At 60.8% G+C, this 20610-nt stretch carries 16 protein-coding genes; 6 read left to right on the forward strand and 10 right to left on the reverse strand.

Annotation, left to right across the window (positions count from 1 at the left end):
• Positions 1–9 precede the first annotated feature (9 nt).
• The 5 genes from ACIOU9_RS07915 to ACIOU9_RS07935 form a co-directional block, all read right to left on the reverse strand.
• Positions 10–1380, reverse strand: coding sequence for an FAD-binding oxidoreductase (locus ACIOU9_RS07915; protein WP_105661728.1), 1371 nt, complete (start codon positions 1378–1380; stop codon positions 10–12).
• Between the two features lie 154 nt (positions 1381–1534).
• Positions 1535–2467, reverse strand: coding sequence for a 4-(cytidine 5'-diphospho)-2-C-methyl-D-erythritol kinase (locus ACIOU9_RS07920; RefSeq protein ID WP_105661727.1), 933 nt, complete (start codon positions 2465–2467; stop codon positions 1535–1537).
• Positions 2468–2469: 2 nt separating this feature from the next.
• The gene (gene rsmA / locus ACIOU9_RS07925) at positions 2470–3354 is read right to left on the reverse strand and encodes a 16S rRNA (adenine(1518)-N(6)/adenine(1519)-N(6))-dimethyltransferase RsmA (protein ID WP_105657482.1); all 885 of its coding nucleotides are present in this window, start codon (positions 3352–3354) and stop codon (positions 2470–2472) included.
• A gap of 100 nt (positions 3355–3454) precedes the next feature.
• Complete coding sequence (locus ACIOU9_RS07930) at positions 3455–4621, reverse strand: resuscitation-promoting factor (protein ID WP_105657481.1); 1167 nt, start codon at positions 4619–4621, stop codon at positions 3455–3457.
• Between the two features lie 258 nt (positions 4622–4879).
• On the reverse strand, positions 4880–5836 hold the full coding sequence (locus ACIOU9_RS07935) for a TatD family hydrolase (RefSeq protein ID WP_286134587.1): 957 nt from the start codon (positions 5834–5836) through the stop codon (positions 4880–4882).
• 209 nt (positions 5837–6045) lie between these two features.
• Here ACIOU9_RS07935 and ACIOU9_RS07940 point away from each other — a divergent pair, with 209 nt between their 5' ends.
• From ACIOU9_RS07940 to ACIOU9_RS07950, 3 genes are read left to right on the forward strand one after another with little or no spacing between them, the layout of a single operon-like run.
• Positions 6046–7008: a MoxR family ATPase gene (locus ACIOU9_RS07940; protein WP_105657479.1), complete on the forward strand. Its 963-nt coding sequence runs from the start codon at positions 6046–6048 to the stop codon at positions 7006–7008.
• Positions 7009–7017: 9 nt separating this feature from the next.
• Positions 7018–8334 (forward strand): DUF58 domain-containing protein, encoded by a 1317-nt coding sequence (locus ACIOU9_RS07945; protein ID WP_105661726.1) that lies wholly within the window; start codon positions 7018–7020, stop codon positions 8332–8334.
• A complete protein-coding gene (locus tag ACIOU9_RS07950) occupies positions 8331–10760 on the forward strand; it encodes a transglutaminaseTgpA domain-containing protein (RefSeq protein ID WP_402696655.1) in 2430 nt (809 codons plus the stop codon). Before ACIOU9_RS07945 ends, ACIOU9_RS07950 begins: the two co-directional genes overlap by 4 nt.
• Positions 10761–10827: 67 nt before the next feature.
• On the opposite strand, the gene ACIOU9_RS07955 is transcribed toward ACIOU9_RS07950, so the two are convergent.
• Together ACIOU9_RS07955 and rsmI are read right to left on the reverse strand one after the other, a co-directional pair.
• Complete coding sequence (locus ACIOU9_RS07955) at positions 10828–12315, reverse strand: NAD-dependent succinate-semialdehyde dehydrogenase (protein ID WP_105657476.1); 1488 nt, start codon at positions 12313–12315, stop codon at positions 10828–10830.
• Between the two features lie 138 nt (positions 12316–12453).
• On the reverse strand, positions 12454–13314 hold the full coding sequence (gene rsmI, locus ACIOU9_RS07960; RefSeq protein WP_105657475.1) for a 16S rRNA (cytidine(1402)-2'-O)-methyltransferase: 861 nt from the start codon (positions 13312–13314) through the stop codon (positions 12454–12456).
• A 68-nt stretch (positions 13315–13382) separates the two neighbouring features.
• Between rsmI and ACIOU9_RS07965 the strand changes: the two genes are divergently transcribed.
• On the forward strand, positions 13383–14993 hold the full coding sequence (locus ACIOU9_RS07965; protein WP_105661724.1) for a dolichyl-phosphate-mannose--protein mannosyltransferase: 1611 nt from the start codon (positions 13383–13385) through the stop codon (positions 14991–14993).
• 78 nt (positions 14994–15071) lie between these two features.
• Complete coding sequence (locus ACIOU9_RS07970; RefSeq protein ID WP_402696475.1) at positions 15072–16913, forward strand: AMP-dependent synthetase/ligase; 1842 nt, start codon at positions 15072–15074, stop codon at positions 16911–16913.
• 72 nt (positions 16914–16985) lie between these two features.
• Here the strand turns inward: ACIOU9_RS07970 and ACIOU9_RS07975 are convergent, their stop codons facing one another.
• The gene (locus ACIOU9_RS07975; RefSeq protein ID WP_402696477.1) at positions 16986–18422 is read right to left on the reverse strand and encodes a TIGR01906 family membrane protein; all 1437 of its coding nucleotides are present in this window, start codon (positions 18420–18422) and stop codon (positions 16986–16988) included.
• Between the two features lie 284 nt (positions 18423–18706).
• The gene (locus ACIOU9_RS07980) at positions 18707–19108 is read right to left on the reverse strand and encodes a DUF3499 domain-containing protein (protein WP_402696479.1); all 402 of its coding nucleotides are present in this window, start codon (positions 19106–19108) and stop codon (positions 18707–18709) included.
• Positions 19109–19199: 91 nt separating this feature from the next.
• Here ACIOU9_RS07980 and ACIOU9_RS07985 point away from each other — a divergent pair, with 91 nt between their 5' ends.
• Positions 19200–19658 carry a metallopeptidase family protein gene (locus ACIOU9_RS07985; protein WP_105661721.1) on the forward strand — a complete coding sequence of 153 codons (459 nt, stop codon included), beginning with the start codon at positions 19200–19202 and terminating at the stop codon, positions 19656–19658.
• An 11-nt stretch (positions 19659–19669) separates the two neighbouring features.
• Here the strand turns inward: ACIOU9_RS07985 and ACIOU9_RS07990 are convergent, their stop codons facing one another.
• Complete coding sequence (locus ACIOU9_RS07990) at positions 19670–20599, reverse strand: heme A synthase (RefSeq protein WP_402696480.1); 930 nt, start codon at positions 20597–20599, stop codon at positions 19670–19672.
• Positions 20600–20610 lie beyond the last annotated feature (11 nt).

The following is a 20610-nucleotide window of genomic DNA, read 5'->3' on the forward strand; positions in this document are numbered from 1 at the left end:
TGCCAGCGCTCAAGGCTTTCCGGTGATTCTATCGGCCAGCACGGCCAGCGGCGAGGAGCTCCCCCGTCCCTTCAGTTCGCTTCGATCTGCGGCACCATAGGCTGCATAGAGCCCCTTGGTTGCCAGCCAGCGCAGTGGTTCCGGCTCCCATTTGCGCACCTGGTGATTGACCCACGGCAGATTGGCCAATTCAGTGCTTTCCCCGAGGATCAAGTCGCGCAAGGTTCGTCCGGCCAGGTTCGCTGCGCCGACCCCGGTGCCGACATAGCCGCCGGCCCAGCCCAGTCCGGTCGCCGGGTCCAGCCCAACGGTAGCGGCCCAGTCCCGCGGCACTCCCAGTACCCCGGACCAGGCATGATCGATTCTCGAATTCCGGGTCTGCGGGAACATGCGGTGCAGGATTTCCTGCAGTCCCTCCACGGTGCTTTGCGGCGTCTGGCCATCGGCATCCGTGCGCGAACCATATTTATACGGCATTCCCCGGCCTCCGATGGCAATGCGGTTATCCGCGGTGCGCTGGGCATACATGTAGACGTGGGCGTAGTCCCCCAGAACCTCGCCGTTGTTCCATGCCAGTTCGTCCCAGATGGATGGAGCTAGCGGTTCGGTGGCAATCAAGGACGAATTCATCGGGAGCCACAAGCGCTTGTGTCCTGCTAGCCCGGCAGTAAACCCTTCGGTGGCACGGATGATGTACTCGGCGTCCAATGACCCACCGTCGAATTCGATGCGGCGTGCGCGCAGTGTGGTGGCGCGGGTGTTTTCATAGATCCGTACGCCGAGCCGCTCCACGGCTTCGGCGAGTCCGCGTACCAGTTTTGCAGGATGGATCCTGGCCGCGTGCGGATGCCACAGCCCGGCCCGGGCATTGGCGACGTTGATCTTGCCTTGCGCTGCCTCGGCTTCCAGCAATTCGGTGTGCGTGTGTTCCCATTGCGCGTCGGCCATGGCATCGGCGCGCAAGCGCTTTTCCTGGGCAGGGGTGTAGGCAACTTCGAGTTCGCCGCCCTGCAGGATATCTGCATCGATCCCCTCGGCAGCGCACACCTCGATGACCTCGGCGACGGTCCGGTTCATGGCCAGCTGGAAGTCATTGACTGCTTGCCTGCCATGGGATTTCAGGTAGCGTTCGCGGCCAGCGGTGATGGTGTTGGTCAGCCATCCCCCATTGCGCCCCGAGGCGCCGTAGCCCACGTGCCGGGCTTCGAGGATCGTGATGCGAAGATCCGTGTTGGCCTTGGCCAGGTAATAGGCGGTCCACAGTCCGGTGAACCCGGCACCGATGATGGCGACATCTGCGGTGCCCTGACCGCGTAATTGCTGGCGTGGCTCTGGCAGGCCGATGTCTTCCCACCAGTGCGAGACGCGTCCATTGAGCATGTTGTATTCCGCCCCAGATCCAAAATGAATGGCTCTCAATAATTGCCTTGGGACTCAGCCTAGGGCCGGGCCCAGGGCGCAACAAGAGGGGTGGCGGAAAATGATGCAGGAAATCCCTGCCCGGCCCAAGGCCAGACAGGGACTTCCGGAAAAATTATTCGGAAACGGTGATGTGCGCTCCGGGCGCTGGAGCGGTCACCGGGATGGTAGCGACGCCCACCTCATCGCCCAATTGGGCCATGACCTCTTCAGCATGCTCGGCATCTTCGACCAGCAGAGCCAAGGTCGGCCCCGAACCGGAAACCATGGCTCGCAGGGCACCGGCGCCTTCTGCCATATCGCGCATGGTGCCTAGTTCCGGGGCAAGGGCCAAGGAAGCCTGGGTCAGGTCATTGGCCAGTATCTGGGCCAAGGCTGGCGCGTCCGAAGCCATCAGCGCTTCGATGACCGCTGGATCGATTTCCTGCGGGACTTCGATCTCCGTGCCGGAACGCAACCGATCGAGCATGCCATAGACTCGCGGGGTCGATAGGCCAAAGCTGGCCGGGATCAGCACCCAATGGGTCTTGGCACGAGTCAGCAACGGGGCAAGCTTGTCGCCGATGCCCAGGCCGATGGCGGCCCCGCCCATCAAGGCGAAAGGCACGTCAGCACCGAGGCGTGCGCCCAAGCGGCCGAGTTCTTCCCGGTCCAGCCCGGTTCCCCACAATTCGTTGCAGGCTACCAGGGTGGCCGCCGCGTCTGCAGAGCCTCCACCCATTCCGCCGGCGATCGGGACGCGCTTGGTGATGTGCAGGTTCGCTCCGAGGCTGCAGCCCGTGTGCTCACGAAGCAGCTGGGCTGCCTGGTGCACCAGATTGCCTGCGCCCAACGGAAAGCTTTCCGGTTCGGAGACCACAGGGGAATTCGGTTCCAGGCTCAGCTGCAATTCCCCGTCGGTGCGCAGCGTCGCTTCAATCTGCTCGGCCAGGGAGACCGCGACGTAGAGGCTCGCCACTTCGTGGTATCCGTCTTCGCGAGGAGGACCGACCTTGAAGTAGCAGTTGATTTTGCCCGGTGCGGTCGCGATGACACGCTGCTTAGACATGCTTATGCCTCGCTAGCTGGAGCTTCAGCGGGAATATCCTGTGCGGCACGGGCAATGTCGATGTACTGGTCAATATCCAGCTTCTCGCCGCGTTCCTTCGGATCAATGCCCGCTGCTACCAGGATCTGTTCGGCACGAGCACCGGAGCCTGCCCAGCCGGAGAGGGCAGCACGCAGCGTCTTGCGGCGCTGGGCGAAGGCTGCATCGATGATGGCGAAGACTTCCTTGCGATCCGGGGCGTCGCTGCGGTCCTTGTCGCGGGTGAACCCCACCAGGCCGGAGTGGATTTTCGGCGCTGGCCAGAAGACGTTCATGCCGATCACGCCAGCCTTGCGCATGGTTCCGTACCAGGCGCCCTTCACCGATGGGACGCCATAGATCTTATTGCCCGGGGTGGCGGCCATCCGGTCGGCAACTTCGTCCTGCACCATAACCAAGCCATTGCGGATGGAAGGGAAGTGCTCCAGCAGGTGCAGCACCACCGGGACGGCAACGTTATAGGGAAGGTTGGCGACCAGCGAGGTTGGCTCGCCGGGAAGTTCGGTGACCTTCATGGCGTCGGAAAGGATCACGGTCAGATCGTCTTCTCGGCCAGGGCGGAACTCTGCCATGGTCTGCGGCAGTCGCTTTGCCAGGGGTGGATCGATCTCCACGGCCACGACCTTGGCGGCGGCATCCATGATGCCCAGGGTCAGGGAACCTAGGCCCGGGCCTACTTCCAGCACTGTTTCGGATGGGTCGACTTTGGCGGCGGCGACAATGCGGCGGATGGTGTTCCCATCGATCACAAAGTTCTGCCCCAGCGTCTTGGTAGGGCGGATTCCCAGCTCTTCGGCCAGACGACGGATTTCGGTGGCCCCAAGCAGCGGCAAAGATTCCTTAGACATCACAAATCCAATTCTAGTTCAGCTAAATTGATCCAAACATAACAACGCGACGCATCCACCGTGATGGTGGACGCGTCGCGTTGTTATTCGGCTTTTGCTTTTAGCGCAGGCCCAGCTTGGACGAGCACGATGGCCAGTGGCCCCAGCCGCCTGATCGACGCAGCACTTCAGCTGCAGCGATCTGCTCCTGCGGAGTTGCCTGGTGCGGCAGCGGTGCGTACTTGGTGCCACCCACATTGCGCCACGACGATGCAGAGAACTGCAGTCCGCCGTAGTAGCCGTTGCCGGTGTTGATCGACCAGTTGCCGCCGGATTCGCACTTGGCCAGGGCAGCCCAAGTCGAGGAGATGCTGCTCGGGGTTGGAGTGTTCTTGGAAGTTGAAGTTTCCTTCTTCTCTTCCTTGGTGCCAACACGGATTTCCTCGGCAACGGGCTTCTTGGTGACCTTGGACTTGAGGACTTCTTCCTCGCCCTTCTTGCCGTTGCGGGTTTCCTGGCGCAGGGTCAGCTCACGCTCGCCCTTCTTGCCTTCGGTCTTGACCTCGGTGTCGCCCTTATCCAACGAGCTGTCCTTGACCTTCTTGGTCTCGAAGTCGATGTCGCGCGTTTCGTCCCACGTCTTGACCGTTACGTCGATCACCTCGACAGTGGTGCCCGCGGCCAGCTTGACGCTGTCCTTGACGTCCTTGTCGGTTTCGTCCTTGATCTTGACGTTGATTTCGTCGTTGCCGTCGACCTTGATCTTCTCGTCGGCAAGCAATTGCTTGACGGTCAAAGCAGTCGTTGCGATTTTCTTCTTCTTGTCCTTGACGACCAGGGTCATTTCCTTGGGAGTGATGACTTCCAATTCATCGCTCAAGGCTGCGAGCTGCATGTCCTCATCGAGGGAAACCTCGGAATCCTTATCCAGGTCGAGCTGTTCAACCACGTCGGCAACGGTCATGCCGGTAGTGTGCACAACGCGCTCGGTGCCATCCACGGTTACTTCGATCGACTTGTTGCGCTTGATATCAACAAGCTGCTGGTCGGCAAGCTCGGAATCCAGTGCTGCGGAGATCTCGTCGCGCTCAGCCAAGGCAACGTCCTGCTGTTCCAGCAGTGCGCCAACGGTGGCAGCACGGGTGGTGATTTCCTGGCGCTGGCCGTCCACCGACATGACGACCGATTTCTGGCCAGAAATATAGAAAACAGCACCGGCAATAACCACAGCTACGGCGAGCGCCTGAGCCAGGTATTTCACCCAGGTCTTCTTGAGCAAGTGAGTCACGGTAATGAGGTCCCCATCGTTTGTAGACCCAACTGCGGGAATCCTGTCAGGATCTCCGGTTGGGCCCGGCAGTGTTCGCTGCCTGTCCTTCAGTCAAAGTTGCGCCGTGTTTCCACTTGCAGCAAGGCGTGAGGATCAGGCTGTCCTGAACACACCGTGCCGAAAATAGGCGGGGGCGGTACCGGACATCTCATCCACCGTAACCGAATTGTTATATTTGTGGCAAGTGTCCTGTAACGAGACACACAACCTCCGGGTCTAGAATTCTCCGTACACTTCTCGCGTATTCGCATCGATCCGGGTGCAGAATTCGGCCAGATCGATCCCCTTGGTTTCCGCCAAGAACCTAGTCGTGTACGGAATCATGTAGCTGGCGTTCGGGCGGCCCCGGAAGGGGTGCGGCGTCAAGAACGGTGCGTCGGTTTCTACCAGAAGCAGTTCTGGATCCGCCAGCGCCAAGGCCTCGCGAAGATCATGCGAATTCTTGAATGTCACAGTTCCAGAGAACGACATGTACCAGCCGTTGTCGTTGCAGATCCGGGCTAATGCCGCGTCCCCAGAGAAGCAGTGGAAGACCACTTTCCCCGGCAATGGCGCGTCCTTGAGCACACGAACCACGTCCTCATGGGCATCCCGGTCATGGATCTGCAGGGCCTTGCCCTGCTCCACCGCAATGCGCAGATGCTCCCGGAAGGAATGCTCCTGGGCGCCCCGTCCGTCTTCACCGGTACGGAAGTAGTCCAACCCGGTTTCGCCAATTGCACGCACCCGCGGATCCGCGGCAAGTTCTTCGATCCGCGCGATCGCTCCTTCCAGCTCCCCGCGTTCAGCCAGACGCGCGGCATCGTTGGGGTGAATGGCTACCGCGGCCAGGATATTCGAGTACTCGTTAGCTACCTGGACCGCGTATTCCGATGACTCCACGTCGCAGCCGACCTGGATCAGCCCTTTCACGCCAACAGCTGCCGCCGCCGCCAGGGCATCGGCAGCCGTGACCTTCACAGTTCCGTCAAGGAAATCCAGATGCGTATGGTTATCGACCACTGGCATTGGAAGCGCTTCTGGCGCTTCCGGGTACTGCAAATTGCGCTGGCTTCCGCCCTTTTCATTGCCAGAAGCACGCGACCGCTCCCCCTGCTCTGCTGCAGCGGCTTGCTCCGTCGGGCGGTAGGCCTCGGGAACCAGGGTGGGATCAGTGTGCTTCTTCTTGGACACGGTTATCCTTTGCGCGTGAATACTGGGATCGAATCTGTGGTTAATTGTGGCACCACTAGGGGTAGCAACGACAATCAGGTGCTCAGCTCCCGGTAGTTAGGCTCTGTTGCTGGACAAAAGATCCCCATATGATGTGATGCAAGACCCAATTGAATGAATGCTGCGGCGATCGATCTTGCCAACGATTCGTTCTTCAGGAGGAACCGCGCATGAGTGCAAACCGAACAGTGCCGTCGCTTGATTCGGCATTCCAGTCCAATTGCCAGCGCATTTTCGATGCTGTCCAGAGCGTCATCACCGGCAAGCCGGAGGCGGTGACTAGCGCATTGACGGTTCTGCTGGCACAGGGCCACCTGCTGGTGGAAGACGTTCCCGGGGTCGGTAAGACCATGCTGGCCAAGTCATTGGCGCGCAGCGTCAATGGTTCGGTGCACCGCATCCAGTTCACCCCGGACCTTTTGCCCAGTGACGTCACCGGTGTCTCGGTTTACTCCCCGCAGACTCACGAATTCACTTTCCATCCCGGACCGGTCTTCGCCAATATCGTCATCGCCGATGAAATCAATCGTGCGAATGCCAAGACCCAGTCGGCATTGCTGGAATGCATGGAAGAAAAGCAAGTCACCGTCGATTCGATCACCCATCGGCTGGAGCAGCCTTTCATGGTTGTGGCCACGCAGAACCCGGTGGAATCCGAGGGCACATTCGCCCTGCCCGAGGCACAGCGTGACCGATTCATGGCACGGCTTTCGCTGGGTTACCCACAACGCGATGCCGAAATCACCATGCTCACCGGCCGGCACCAGTTCGACCCATTGGAAGCACTGCAAGCCGTGGTGCAGCTGGCTGATCTGGGATACATGATTGAGCAGGTTAAAGCGGTGACGGTCACCGAACGGCTAGGCGCCTACGTGGTGGATCTGGGCCGAGCCACACGCGAGCACCCGCAGGTGGCGCTGGGGGCCTCGCCTCGCGCACTGATTCAGTGGGTTCGCGCGGCCAAAGCCCATGCCGCGATTCATGGACGCGACCACGTCTTGCCAGAAGACGTTCGCAGCGTGGCCCAGATGGTGCTGAACCACCGGTTGATCCTGACCCGGCGAGCGGTTGCGGACGGCTTGGATGCCAGCGCCGTGATCCAAGAGCTTGTTGCCAGCACCCCAGTGAGCTAACGGGCAGCCATGGAGAAGATTCCCCGCTACGATTCGCGCGATGCCCTCTCCTGGACGCGCACCGAAAATTCGGCGACAGCCCTGCGGCGTTGGCACCTTGACCTGTTCACCGTGCGCGGTTGGTGCACTGCCGGAGCTGGCGGCCTGCTGGTGTTCGTGGCATATCTCCTGGGCCGGCACGAAATGATGGCTTTGGGCCTGGCCCTGGTGGCGTTGGCTTTGGCGAACTGGGGTTTGGCCTTGCGCCTGCGCGGACGCACGATTATCCACCGGGAGCTGCTCTCGGCGGTTCCCAGCGTTGGCGAGGTCAGCAAGTTCCGCTTGTCGTGTGCTGAGCGTTCCATCATCCAGGAACAATTGCCGGAGGATTTCGGACCCGGCCCACGATTCCAGGCCCCGGGTTCAATCGAATACGAATTGGTGTTCCGCACACGCGGGATCCACCTTGTGGGACCAGCCCAGCAAATAGTCGTGGACCCTCTGGGGCTGATACAGGGAATGGTGCGCACCGGAGCGAGCCTGCAGATCCCCGTGCGTTCCCAATTGCACCGCTTGGATCGTTTCGCCCCGCTCGGCGAACGAACGCTCACTGGCGATGCGAAATTCTCCAGGAGCACCACCACCGACTACTACGATGTCGCGACGCGCGACTACCAGCAAGGCGACTCCGTCCGCCAGGTGCACTGGAAAGCCAGTGCCCGGCACGGAAAGCTCATGGTCCGCCAGGAAAACCACGTGGCAACCGCGCAGGCGCTCCTGGTCCTGGACACTTCCTTCGAGCATTGGAATCACAGCGGATCGGATCTGAGGATCTCGTTGCCGCAGGCTCACGCGGAGGCACTCACCAGCAGCCGCCGCTTTGAAAATGCGTTGTCGTTGGCCAGCAGCATCGGCCTGAGATATGCCACTAGCGGCTACCAGCTCGCCTTCCGGGACCTCACCGGGGCCTCGTTGGCGCAACGAGACCCGCAAAGCGTCTCCGAGCTCGGCGCGCTGAACAGTTTTGAAGACTTCCATGCCGCAACTTCGGACCTGGCCTTGGCCAACGGAACAGTTGAAGCCAACGGTTCCGAGATTCTGGGCAATACCCTGCGCAAGGAGCTCTTGGTGTTCCGCGAAGAACCGGTCATCATGATCCTCGGAGAGCTCACTGCGCCGCAGGCAGCTTGGCTGGCTACGCTCTCGCGCACCGTGCGCAATGTCGAGGTTTTCCTGCTGGTCAGCCACCCTGAACGCTATGGGCAGATACAACTTGAATTGGCTCGCACCAGCTGGAAAGTGCATATTCTTCCCGGCAATATGGCGATAGACGAGATGTGGGGATGATGAGCGCTGGCCGTACTGGGGCAAGCATTCTGGCCCCGACTCCCGACAACCCGGATCCGAGCGTTGGCTCGGCTCCCGCGATGCGGCTTCTGCTCGTGCGGGTTGCTGCTGCCTGCTGCCTTGCAGTCGCTGTATTAGCGGGTGCCGCCTCGCTGTCCGGGGTCATTGAAGGCTCCAGCTGGTTCCCGGCCTTGGTCCTCCCGGTCTTCGCCGTGCACCTGTGCGCCGGTCTGCTGCGCGCAGTCCGCCGCTTGCGCTGGAGTGCTCTTCCTGCTGCGGCAATCGTCGCTGTGGCATCCATTGCGCTCAGCGATGCCCGGGAAAGCAACATCTACGGTTTGCCTCTCGCCCAATGGGTCTGGAATGTGCTTGGTGAAGCGGGAATCCAGCTAGCTACCCAAGTGCCGCCGGTAGCCAATTCCCGCTCTGTGGCTTTCAGCGTATTGTGCTTCACTTTGGCAATCAGCCTGATCGTGGAAATGCTGGCCAGCTCGCGGCGCATGGCCATGCTGATCATCATTCCCTTGTCTCTGGCACCGATCATCGCGTCGCTGTTCAAGCAGGAAGGCGCCGGAATTGGCTACCTCGCGCTGCTGTTGTCGGCAGTGCTCGGCTATATTGCGCTGATTCCGTATCTCTTTGCCCCTGCATCTTCCAAGCATTCCCAAGTGATGCTTCCCACGCCCAGGACGCTGGGAATCCTGGGTGTCAGCGTGATGGCCTGTGTCGGTGCCCTCTTGGCGGCCAGCATCTGGATGCCTGGTTTCCGCAGCGGCATGTTCTCCGAGGGGCAACGTCCTTCGGGTGATCTGCTGGCCAGCAATGTCGATCCGCTGATCAACCTCGGAAGAGACCTCCGCTCGAACAGCGGTGTTCCCATCCTGGACTACTACACAACTGCAGAAGAAGCGCCTTACCTGCGCACTCAGGTGATCAAGGATCTGTCCGCAGACCGCTGGGAACCAAGCGAAAGCTCCATGCAGCACACGCTTGATGGCACCTCCGCGGTGTCAACGAATTTCAGCACGTTCAACAGCACCGACGAAGTCTTGCGAATGACTTGGCCTGATGGCATCAGCAGTCCGGTCCTCCCGTTGCCCAACCAATCCTATTTCGTGCAGGGCATCGTCGGGGATTGGAACTGGACCTACGAGACCTCGGTGGCTAGGCTCACTGGCGACGCCATGGCATCGACCAACGACATTTCAGTGGCCTACGCGGATTTGGCCATCAGCACGCAAATGGTCCGCAATGTCGGGCACATGGGAGTCGACGCCAGCGACCAGCTGCCCGAGGAATACCTGCGTCTTCCGCAGGATCCTGACAACGGATTGGAACCGTTGCTGCAGCAAACCCTCGATGAGGTTTTCGGCAAGAAGGGGAAGCCTGCCAACGACATTGATACCGCCGTGGCTTTGCAGCATTTCTTCCGTTCCGGGAATTTCGTGTACTCCGAACGCACCCCGCTGCGCGAAGGCTACGACGGGGCCAATCGTCGAGTTGTCGAAGCATTCCTGGCCCGGCGCCAGGGGTATTGCGTGCACTTCGCCTCGGCGATGGCCCTGCTGGCTCGTGAAGCCGGAATCCCTTCGCGCATTGCCGTGGGGTATGCACCCGGTGAAGCCAGCGGAGACACTCTCGAAATCACCGGGGACACCGCCCAGAGCATGCTGGAACGGCGCCTGGAAGAAGGTACCGAGCTCACCGGATATACCGTCAGCGGGAAACAGTCCCACGCGTGGCCAGAATTGTATTTGAACGGGCTGGGTTGGATTCCGTTCGAGCCCACCCCGGGTCGGGGCTACTCGCCAAGTTACGCGCCGGAACCAACTCCTACGTCGAACCCGCAAGAAAGCACTGCACCCCAAGTGCCCACCGAGCGCGGCAACCCGAGCCTACCGGCCAGCGCCGCGCCTTCTGCGCCGGCACCGTCCGCAGATTCTGGGACCCAGGGCGCAAAGGCAGTGTGGCTGTTGCCAGCGGTCCTGTTGCTGGCCTTCCTCGCACTGGGAGTTGCTCCGTGGCGTCGCCATCGCCTGCGTGAGGAGCGGCTAGGACGCGTGCGCCGTGGCGGCGCTGATGCCGCTCCAGCTCTGCTGGCCGAGCTGCAGGCTATTGGGGCCGATTACCGGGGGCCGGCCGGCAGCCACGAGTCGGCCGGTGACTACACTACCCGGCTGGGCGAAGACCATCCCCAAGTCGCCAAGGATTTGCAGTCCCTGAAAACTGTCATCCAAGAGAGCTTCTACGCCAACAGGCAACCCAGCGCTGATGATGCCGCTCCGCTGCTTGACGCCTTGCACGCGATCCAGGGCAATTTGCGCGGCGAGCTGTCCTTTATCCAACGAATCAGGGCATTCTTGTTCCCTGCTTCGGTGCACCCGCGTCATTCGCGCTCGGAAGAATCCACGCGAATCGACATGTAGCCATCGGTTTAACCGGCCAAGGCCCGACCGGAAGAATCCGGTCGGGCCTTGGCGCGAGCTGGAGAATCTACTTCTTGGCTGCGTAAGGATCGGCAATGCCGATGTACTGCACGGTGGTGTATTCCTCCAGGCCTTCGGCGCCGCCTTCGCGGCCCAGGCCCGACTGCTTCACGCCACCGAATGGTGCCGCGGCGTTGGAGATCACGCCAGCGTTGAATCCAACCAGGCCGAATTCGATCTGCTCCGAAACACGGAACATGCGGTTGAAGTCCTGCGAGTAGATGTAGGAAGCCAAACCGTATTCGGTGGAGTTGGCCAGCTTGATAGCCTGGGCCTCATCCTTGAACGTGGTCACTGGTGCCACTGGGCCGAAGATTTCCTGGCTCAGGATCTTGGCGTCGTTGGCGACATTGGCCAGCACGGTTGGCTGGTAGAAGTAGCCCGGGCCGTCAACTGGCGCACCGCCGGTGATGGCAGTCGCGCCGGCGGCGACGGCGGCTTCAACCAGCGAGTGGACTTCGTCGCGGGCCTTTTCCTCGACCAGCGGGCCTACCGTGGTGTCGGCTTCGGTGCCGCGTCCTGGCTTCAGGGCCTTCATCGCTGCAGCGAACTTGGCGGTGAATTCCTCGGCAACGTCCTCATGGACCAGGAAGCGGTTAGCAGCGGTGCAGGCTTCGCCCATGTTGCGCATCTTGGCTGCCATGGCGCCCTCGACAGCAGCATCCAGATCGGCATCCTCGAAGACGATGAATGGTGCGTTGCCACCCAACTCCATCGAGGTGCGCAGGACCTTGTCTGCGGCGTCCTTCATCAGCTGCTTGCCCACCGGGGTCGAGCCGGTGAAGGAAACCTTGCGCAGGCGGTCATCTTGCATCAGCGGGCCGGAGATCTTCGAGGCCGAAGCGCCGGAGACCACGTTCAGCACACCAGCTGGAAGGCCTGCTTCCATCATCGTGGCTGCGAAAAGCTGGGAAGTCAGCGGGGTCAGCTTGGCTGGTTTGAGCACCATGGTGCAGCCTGCCGCTACTGCCGGGCCGACCTTGCGGGTAGCCATGGCCAGCGGGAAGTTCCATGGGGTGATCAGCAGGCATGGGCCAACCGGCTTGTGCTGGACCAGGACCTTGTTCTTGCCCTCGGGGGTGGTGAGGTAGCGGCCGTAGTGGCGTACGGCTTCTTCGGAGAACCAGCGCAGGAATTCGGCGCCATAGGTTACTTCGCCATAGGCCTCGGCCAGTGGTTTGCCCATTTCCAGGCTCATCAGCAGCGCGAAGTCATCCTTGCGCTCGGTGACAAGGTCGAAAGCACGGCGCAGGATCTCCGCGCGTTCGCGTGGTGCGGTCAGTGCCCATTCGGCTTGGACTGCGTCAGCTGCATCCAGTGCAGCCATTGCGTCTTCGCTCGTAGCACTGGCCAGCGTCAGCAGCTTCTCGCCGGTAGCCGGGTCGAGCACGTCGAAGGTGCCACCGTCGGAGGCATCCCTCCATTCGCCATTAATCAATAGGCCGGTTGGCACCTTGGCAAGCAGTTCCGCTTCGCGCTGGGCAGTAATCGACATACGAGCATCTCCTGATAGAAAATAATGAAAACTGATCGTCTTTGATGTCTACGCTATTCCTGGCAGGTGGTGGCTGTAAATTGCCGTCTGCACGATAAACGCGAGCATTCATTGTGCATTTAGCCTATGCGACTTCGGCTATTTTCCCGCTTCGTGACGTGCTGCCAAAACAGCTTCATAAAGCTCGCGTTTCTGCACGCCGAATTTTTCGGCCACTTCGGCCACGGCCTGCTTCATGCGCATGCCTTCCTCCACGAGGGCTGCAACCTTGGGAAGCAAATCCTCGATGGATGCGGCCTCGGCTTCCGGGGCTCCGTGGACAACCACAACAATTTCTCCGCGTACGCCATCTTCTGCCCATGCGCGCAGATTTGCCAGTGAATCTCGACGGACCTCTTCAAACTTCTTGGTCAGCTCGCGGGCTACGGCGGCCTGGCGGTCTTGGCCAAATGCTTCGATAGCGGCATCCAGGAAGTCGCTCAGCCGGTGAGGAGCCTCGAAGAACACCATGGTGCGATCTTCGGCGAGCAAGGAATCCAGGCGCTTGCGGCGTTCCCCCGCCTTGCGCGGCAGGAAGCCTTCAAAGGTGAAACGGCCAGTTGGCAATCCGGACAGGGCCAGCGCGGTGAGCACCGCAGAAGGGCCCGGTACCGCGGTGACACGGATGCCAGCACTCAAGGCAGCGGCCACCAATGGGTAGCCGGGGTCCGATACCGCCGGCATTCCTGCATCGGAAACCACCAGCACAGTCGCGCCCTCGGCGGCCAGGTCAATCACCTCGGAGAGCTTGTGAGCCTCGTTGTGCTCATGCAGGCTCATCACCCTCGCAGTGATTTTAATGCCCAGGGCATGGGCCAGGTGGTGGAAGTTTCTGGTGTCCTCCGCGGCGATGATATCGGCACTGGCCATAATCTCCCGCAGACGCGGGGAGGCGTCGGACAAATTGCCAATCGGGGTGGCTCCCAGGACGATTACGCCCTCATTATCTGAGTTCTGCACATTCTTAAGCCTACGCGACGCAGGAAAAGCCCACTTTCTGGACTTTCCCCCGGTAGCATGAATTGGTGATGGGCACCTCGGTTTTAGACACTCCGGACTCTGGCCACGTACGCTCGGCGCGACAGGCCTTCACTTTCGAGAGCCTGAAACAGCGGCTCCTGCCTGTGGTGGCTCCCAGCGGCCCGCTGATATGGATCATTCCGCTGGTCGTGACACTGATTGCCGGCCTCTTGCGCTTCGTCAACCTGGCGCACCCGCACCTGCTGATCTTTGATGAAACCTATTACGTCAAGGACGCTTTCGCGATGCTGCAAAGCGGATACGAGCGCGAATGGGCTGACGACAGCGACGGGAAGTTCATCGCGGGCGACCCGCAGCTGGAAGCTGAAGCTTCTTTTGTCGTCCACCCGCCGCTGGGCAAGTGGTTGATCGGCGTGGGCATGCTCCTCTTCGGTGATTTCAATGGCTTCGGCTGGCGTTTTTCCACAGCGCTCGTCGGCACCCTCTCGGTCCTGCTAGTCACTCTGTGCGCCCGCTTGCTCTTCGGTTCCCACGTCCTTGCCGGCATCGCCGGTTTGCTCATGGCCATCGACGGCCATTCCATAGTCATGTCGCGCACCGCGTTGCTGGACATCTTCTTGATGTTCTTTGTGATTGCCGCGTTTTATGCCCTGCTCAAAGACCGGATACATGGCAGAACCGTGCTTGCCCGGAAGCTTTCAGTGCCCGAGGGTAACCGGCCAGATGACTTCCTGCTCGTTCATGGCCCTATGCTCTGGTGGCGCCCATGGCGGCTGATCGCAGCGATCATGCTCGGTGGCGCAGTTGGCATTAAATGGTCGGCGCTGTCCTTCGTAGCTGTATTCTGCCTCATGGCGGTGCTTTGGGACTTTGGTGCGCGGCGCACCGCAGGAGTTCACAAGTGGCAGTCGGCGGCATTCATCCGCGACGGAATCTATTCCTTCTTCACCATGCTGCCGCTGGTGCTGCTGACCTATTTGTCCACGTGGACCGGGTGGCTGATCACCCAGGGCGGCCGATACCGCCATTGGGCCGAGGAGAATCCCGGCGAAGGCATTAGCTGGCTGCCCTCGCCGTTGCGTTCCTTGTGGCATTATCACCAGGCTGGCTACGAATTCCATACCGGGCTCGACTCCGAGCATGGCTGGCAATCCTCGCCGTGGACGTGGCCCTTCGCCGGACGTCCAGTGCTGTTCTACTTCGAAGGCTACGACAAGGGCGCCAACGGCTGCGGGCTGGAGCGTTGCACCGAGGTTATTACCGACCTGCCTAACCCGTTGATGTGGTGGGCCTGCACCATCAGCATGTTCTTGCTGATTCTGTGGTGGATTGGCGCCCGTGATTGGCGCGCCGGAGCGATCCTCTCATCGGTGGCGGCCGGGTTCCTGCCGTGGCTGATGTACCCAGAACGCACAATGTTCTTCTTCTACACCCTGCCACTGGTTCCGTTCATGGTGCTCGCGTTGACGTATATGATTGGCAGGTTCATTCCACGCGACCCTAATTCCAGTGCCGCGCACCGATCACGCATCATCGTACTCACCATATTCATGGCGTTATTCCTAGTCACGTCGGCCTTTTTCTGGCCGATATGGAGTGGGGAAATGATCGCGGATGACTACTGGCGCTTGCACGTGTGGCTCCCCAGCTGGGGCTAGGCTGCCCGTGGCTTGGCCACCTGCTTCCATGAAATAGGCCACTAAGACGACCATCGAATCCCAAAGGACAATTCTTCAATGCAAGAAGTAACCGTCGAGCTACTCACTGATCTAGCACCAGAAGTAAACACGACGAGCCTACTCCTTGATCGCGTAGCACGTGGGGCGCAACGACCACTGTTCAGCGTGCAGCGCGACGGCACCTGGCATGATCTCAGTGCCGGTGATTTCCTCATTGATGTCAAGCGCCTGGCAATGGCGCTGATCAATGATGGGCTGCAGCCCGGTGACAAGGTCGCCATTATTTCCCGTACCCGCTATGAATGGGCTTTGGCAGAGGAAGCGGTGTGGTTCGCCGGAGGCGTGACGGTCCCCATCTACGAAACTTCCAGCGCCTTCCAGATCGAATGGATCCTGCGCGACTCCGGTGCGCGCGTGGTTTTCGCCGAAAACCACGAGCTGCGCGCCAACGTCCGCCAGGCGGCGGCTCAGCTGGGCGAACCGGTTCGCACCCACATCTTTGAAGGCTCCGACACGGCGGACAAGACGCTTATTCCCTCCGCTGGCCTGCATCAGCTGATGGTTCCTGCCAACCAAGTCGATGAGCAGCTGGTCGAATCCCGCCGTGCTTCCATGACCCTCCAGGACGTGGCCACGATGGTCTACACCTCGGGTACCACCGGGCGTCCCAAGGGTTGCAACATGACCCACTCGAACTTTGCCATGGTGGCGCATAATCTGGCCGGCCATATGCTCGAAGTGCTCGGTGAAGAGCGCCGAACGCTGATGTTCCTGCCGCTGGCCCACGTATTGGCTCGTGCCGTCCAGCAGACCTGCATCCACGGCGGATCGGTGATTGCGCATTCCAGTTCCATGGCCAATCTGGTCGAGGACATGTCCGCGGTCAAGCCCGGCTTCCTGCTGGCCGTGCCGCGCGTCTTCGAGAAAATTCGCACCACCGCTTTGGCCACAGCCGAGCGTGGCGGCAAGGCCGAGCTGTTCCTCAAGGCAGAACTGGCAGCCATCGAGGTTTCCAAGATCCGTGATGCGCGTGCGCGTGGCCTCAAGACTCGCATGCCCTTGGGCCTGCGTGCCCGCCACGCCTTGTTCAGCAAGGTCCTCTACCCGAAGTTGCAGGCCGTCTTTGGCGGCCACTGCGGTTACGCGATTTCCGGAGCCAGTGCATTGAACCCGGACTTGGCGCATTTCTTCCGCGGCGCTGGCATTGAACTGCTCGAAGGCTACGGCCTGACCGAAACCACCGCCCCAGCCACCGTGAATCAAGCATCACGAATCCGCGTGGGCACCGTGGGTCGTCCGCTTCCCGGCACCTCCATCAGGATCGCTGATGACGGTGAAATCCTGGTCAAGGGCATTGGGGTTTTTGCAAGCTATCACAACAACCCTGCCGCCACGGCTGAAGTCTTCGATGAAGACGGCTATTTCAAGACTGGTGATACCGGTGTCCTGGATGATGGAGGATTCCTCCAGGTCACTGGCCGCAAGAAGGAACTGATCGTCACCGCCGGCGGCAAGAACGTCTCCCCTGGCCCGTTGGAAGAGATGGTCCGCGCCGGACGCATCGTCTCCCAGTGCGTACTGGCTGGCGAACAGCGCCCATTCATTACGGCCATGATGACCCTGGATCCCGAAGAACTGGTGCTGTGGTCCAAGGCCAAGGGGCTTGGAGCCATGACCCTGGCTGAGGCGGCGGTCAACCCAGCAGTGATCGCCGAGGTCCAGAGCTACGTGGATACCGCTAACTTGACCGTTTCCAAGGCTGAGTCCATTCGCAAGTTCGTGGTCCTGGAAGAGGAATTCACCGAAGCGTCCGGGCACCTGACCAACTCGTTGAAGCTCAAGCGCCAGAGCGTTCTCGAAGAATTCGAAGGCCGCGTGGAAGCCCTCTACCGCCAGTAATTCCCACTGGGTAAAGCAATGGGGAGCAGTTCACCATGAACTGCTCCCCCAGTGCTTTAAGCCTTGTGCCAGCTAGTTGCCAATGCCGAACGCACGGGCCTCCTGGCGCAGCCGGGCCGCCTCACGGCGGCGGCCGGTTGGCCAGCAACTGATCAACACAGCGACGATCGTGGCCAGCACCAGCACGGCGATACCGATGGCGCTATCGAGCCAGTACTGCTCTGGGTACAGGCGGATCAGCGTATCGCTGACGTTGAAGGTCCAGGTGCCGTCGGAGAAGAAGAGGGCATGGAACTGGGTGAAGAAATTGTCCCATCCCACAATCGCGGAGACGGCAAGCGCAGCAATGCCCGCCAAGGCCAAGATCGCTCCCGAGAACAATGCACGCCGTACGCCGCCTGCATAGCGCTTGGCGAGGTACCAAACACCGATGATCAAGATGACCGCTAGAACAGCTCCGAGGATATAGGCGAACCCGATGAGGTTCTTCACGTCCACCATGTGCTGGACTTCCCCTTCGGTGAACATGCTTGAACCGGTGGAAAGCTTCAGGCCTGCCAAGTATTCGGGGCCGGCAAAGTTGTTCAGGTAATCCACACCGTAGCTGCCGTAGGTCAGGCGTTCAGAATCGGTGAAACCAAAGGAATCGCTCGGGAATCCAGGGCGGCCGTAGGACAGGGCCAGGAAAGCCGGCGTGGCAACCAAACGGATGGCAGCGATCAAGGTCAGCAGCGGGAAGACCAGAGCCACGATCACCTGGGCAGTACGGCCCAGGGCCGGCTTCGAGTTCAGTGCCCGTTCGCGCGCAACCCTGCGCTTCACGGCCGCTTCGGAAGGTTCCGGTTCTGGCGCGTAGCTGCCAAAGACGCGGTTGCGTGCTTGGGCAACGGCAGCTTTTGTTGTTGGCAGGGATCCGGTCTTCGGAGCAGCAGACACCGGTGGCACGCTTTGCGCGGTGGTTGCCTTCTCGCTGGCTTGCGGCTCAGCGGACTTTCCGGCACCGGCGGCGGCTTCGTTTTGCACCTGCTTCTCAGCTTCGATTTCGTGCGGCAGCTTGATGGCGCGAATGACATCTTCTACTGGCTCTTTAGCGGCCGGCTTCGCAGCGGGCGCCTTGGCGGCAGGCTTCGCGGCCGCAGGTTTGGCCGCAACTGGCTTGGCGGCTGCCTTCTTGGACGCCTCGGGCTTGCCGGGCGCTGGCTTGACCGGCTGCTTGGTTGCCGGGGCTTTGGCCGCAGCAGGCTTGGCCTCAGCTGGCTTGGCCGCAGGGGTCGCGGCAGGCTTGTCTGCCGCTGGCTTCACGGGGGCAGGCTGCGCCTTGGCTGCAGGAGCTGCAGTTGGGTTCTTGGTCTCGGCGTCGGTTTTGCCGGACATCGCGCGGCGGATGGCCTCTTTGCGGGCTTCTTCCTTTTGGGCAGCGGCGTTTGCCTGGGCCTGGTTCTTGTGCTTTTCCAGGCGCGCAGTAAGCTCTTCAGCTTTTTGGCTCAGGCTGGTCTGTGGGCCTGGCATGTTGCCAGTGGCAGCCGGTGCCGGCTGGCCCGTAGTTCCTTGCCCTCCAGTGGGGTTTTTCGCCGCCTCAGCCATGAGGAGTCCTCCTGCAATTCGCGCGATGGTGTGCTGTTTTGGGGTTGCTTTACGGGCCGAGTACGGCGCACGCGCCTTTAGCATATCCAGCGAGGCGAGTCATCTGACGGATTACCACACCACAATTGGATTTCAGCTAGGACACAAAGAGGTGCTGCAGATGCCGCCGAAGTGCCGATGCAGGTTCAAGAATTCTTCGAGAAGAAGGTCTAGGCTTCTTCGTCGCCAGCTGGGAGCACAGCCAAGCGGACGCGAGTGTCAAAGCGCTGTGCACGGATATCGCGGGGACGGACCGAATCAATGGGCGAATCCGATGCATGGCGAGGTTCGCGAACCTTTGGTTCGCGATCGCGGACGGCATTCACCAACGCGTTCAGCTCATCTTCTGGTTCAAGCACATCTGGGATGGCGCCACGGATCAGGCTCCACCCGCTGGGAACTGTCAGACGGTTCGCATGGCGGGCGCACAGGTCATAGCAGTGCGGTTCCGGGTACGTCGCCAAAGGCCCAAGAACAGCAGTTGAATCTGCGTATACGTAGGTAAGAGTAGCGCGGGCCGTTTCACGGCAGGCTGGGCGAGAACAAAGACGAAGACCTTTCACGTTTGCCATTCTACTCGGCTGGTCAGCACATCCTTGGGATCTTCGCCCATTTGCGGGCTGATGGGCACCGGCACAGTGTCGCAAGCGCTAGGCTGAGTTAATGAACTCCAAGTTGCCTGATCCGCCAAGCGGTTCCCGTCGCCACCGCCACGGACGCGGGCGGCGTGGCCCGCTGATGCCCATGCATCTTCCTGCTTACCGTTCACGGCCGGAACGATTTGATGATGCCGTGATGGCCAGTGCGCAAAGGCTCTCGGAACGCTGGCCCGGAGAAATTGAAAAGATCGATTTCCTGATTGATCCGGTGCCCAGTGACAAGCTGCTGGAACAGGCTGCTGCACTGGGCGAGCGGGTGCCGCTTGCATCATCAAAATCAGCTTCGGCTATCCGCCCAGCGCGCATCATCATTTATCGCTTGCCCATTGAGCAGATTGCGGAAAACACCGGCGAACTCTTGGATCTGGTCCATCAGTGCGTGGTGCACGAGGTCGCGCAGCTTTGGATGAAACCCATCTCGGAAGTGGACCCCGCATATTTCCCTGAGGATCCGGACTACTAGGGCCATCTTCTCTAGCTGGCCTGGATCCGGCTTTCACGTCCCGGCGCATGGGAGGCCAGGCCAACGCGCACGGCACCGATCCATACCAGCGCAGCACCAACCAGGTGGGCGACCACAAGCAGCTCTGGCAGGCTGATCATGGCCTGGATCGCTCCGAGCAGCCCCTGTCCGGCCAATACCCAGAGGTAGAGCTTGGCTTTGTGCGCCACGTCCGGTACTTGTTCTTTTCTTGCTTGACGCCACATCACCAAAGCAACAACCAGTGCGCCCACGGCTGCTGCGGCATGCACGAGAGTGATCTGCAGCCAGTCGAAGCCCATCCGCGGGACCTCGGCCGAGTCTCCGGCATGCGGACCTGAGCCGGTCACCCCGGTGCCAATAATGACGAGCAGGGCGCTGAGAACAACTAACCAGGTTCCCAGCGACTTCAGCGAATCCGTACTGGCTTTTGAGCCGGCGTTTCCCAGATTCTGCACCTTGTCCCAGGTGGCCGCAGCGGCAGTGAGCAGCAAGGTTGCAGCCAGGAAATGGGCGGCAACTACGTAGGGGTTCAGTTTCACCCAGACGGTGATCCCGCCAATGACCGCATTGAGCACAACAAGCCAGAACTGGAACCACGCCCATCGGGTGATGCCCGGAACTGGTTCGCGTTGCAGTCGGGCGGCAATGATGACCCAACCAACCGCTGCGCACAGGACAAAGGTGAGCAGCCGATTGACGAACTCGATGGTCGCGTGAATCCCCATTTCAGCGGTTGGCGCGATGGAGCCGCCGGTGCAGGTTGGCCAGTCGGGGCAGCCTAGTCCTGACCCGGTGACTCGAACGACACCGCCGCCGACAATAATCAGAATCGCTGCGATCATTGCCGATAGCGAAGCTGCCTTGAGCGAACTACGTTCCAGCGTGATTCGCTCAGCCAGCCATGCGAAAGGGGTCTTCAATTATCCAGTTC

The organism is Glutamicibacter sp. NPDC087583, from assembly GCF_044743685.1.
In the GTDB taxonomy this organism is placed as follows: domain Bacteria; phylum Actinomycetota; class Actinomycetes; order Actinomycetales; family Micrococcaceae; genus Glutamicibacter.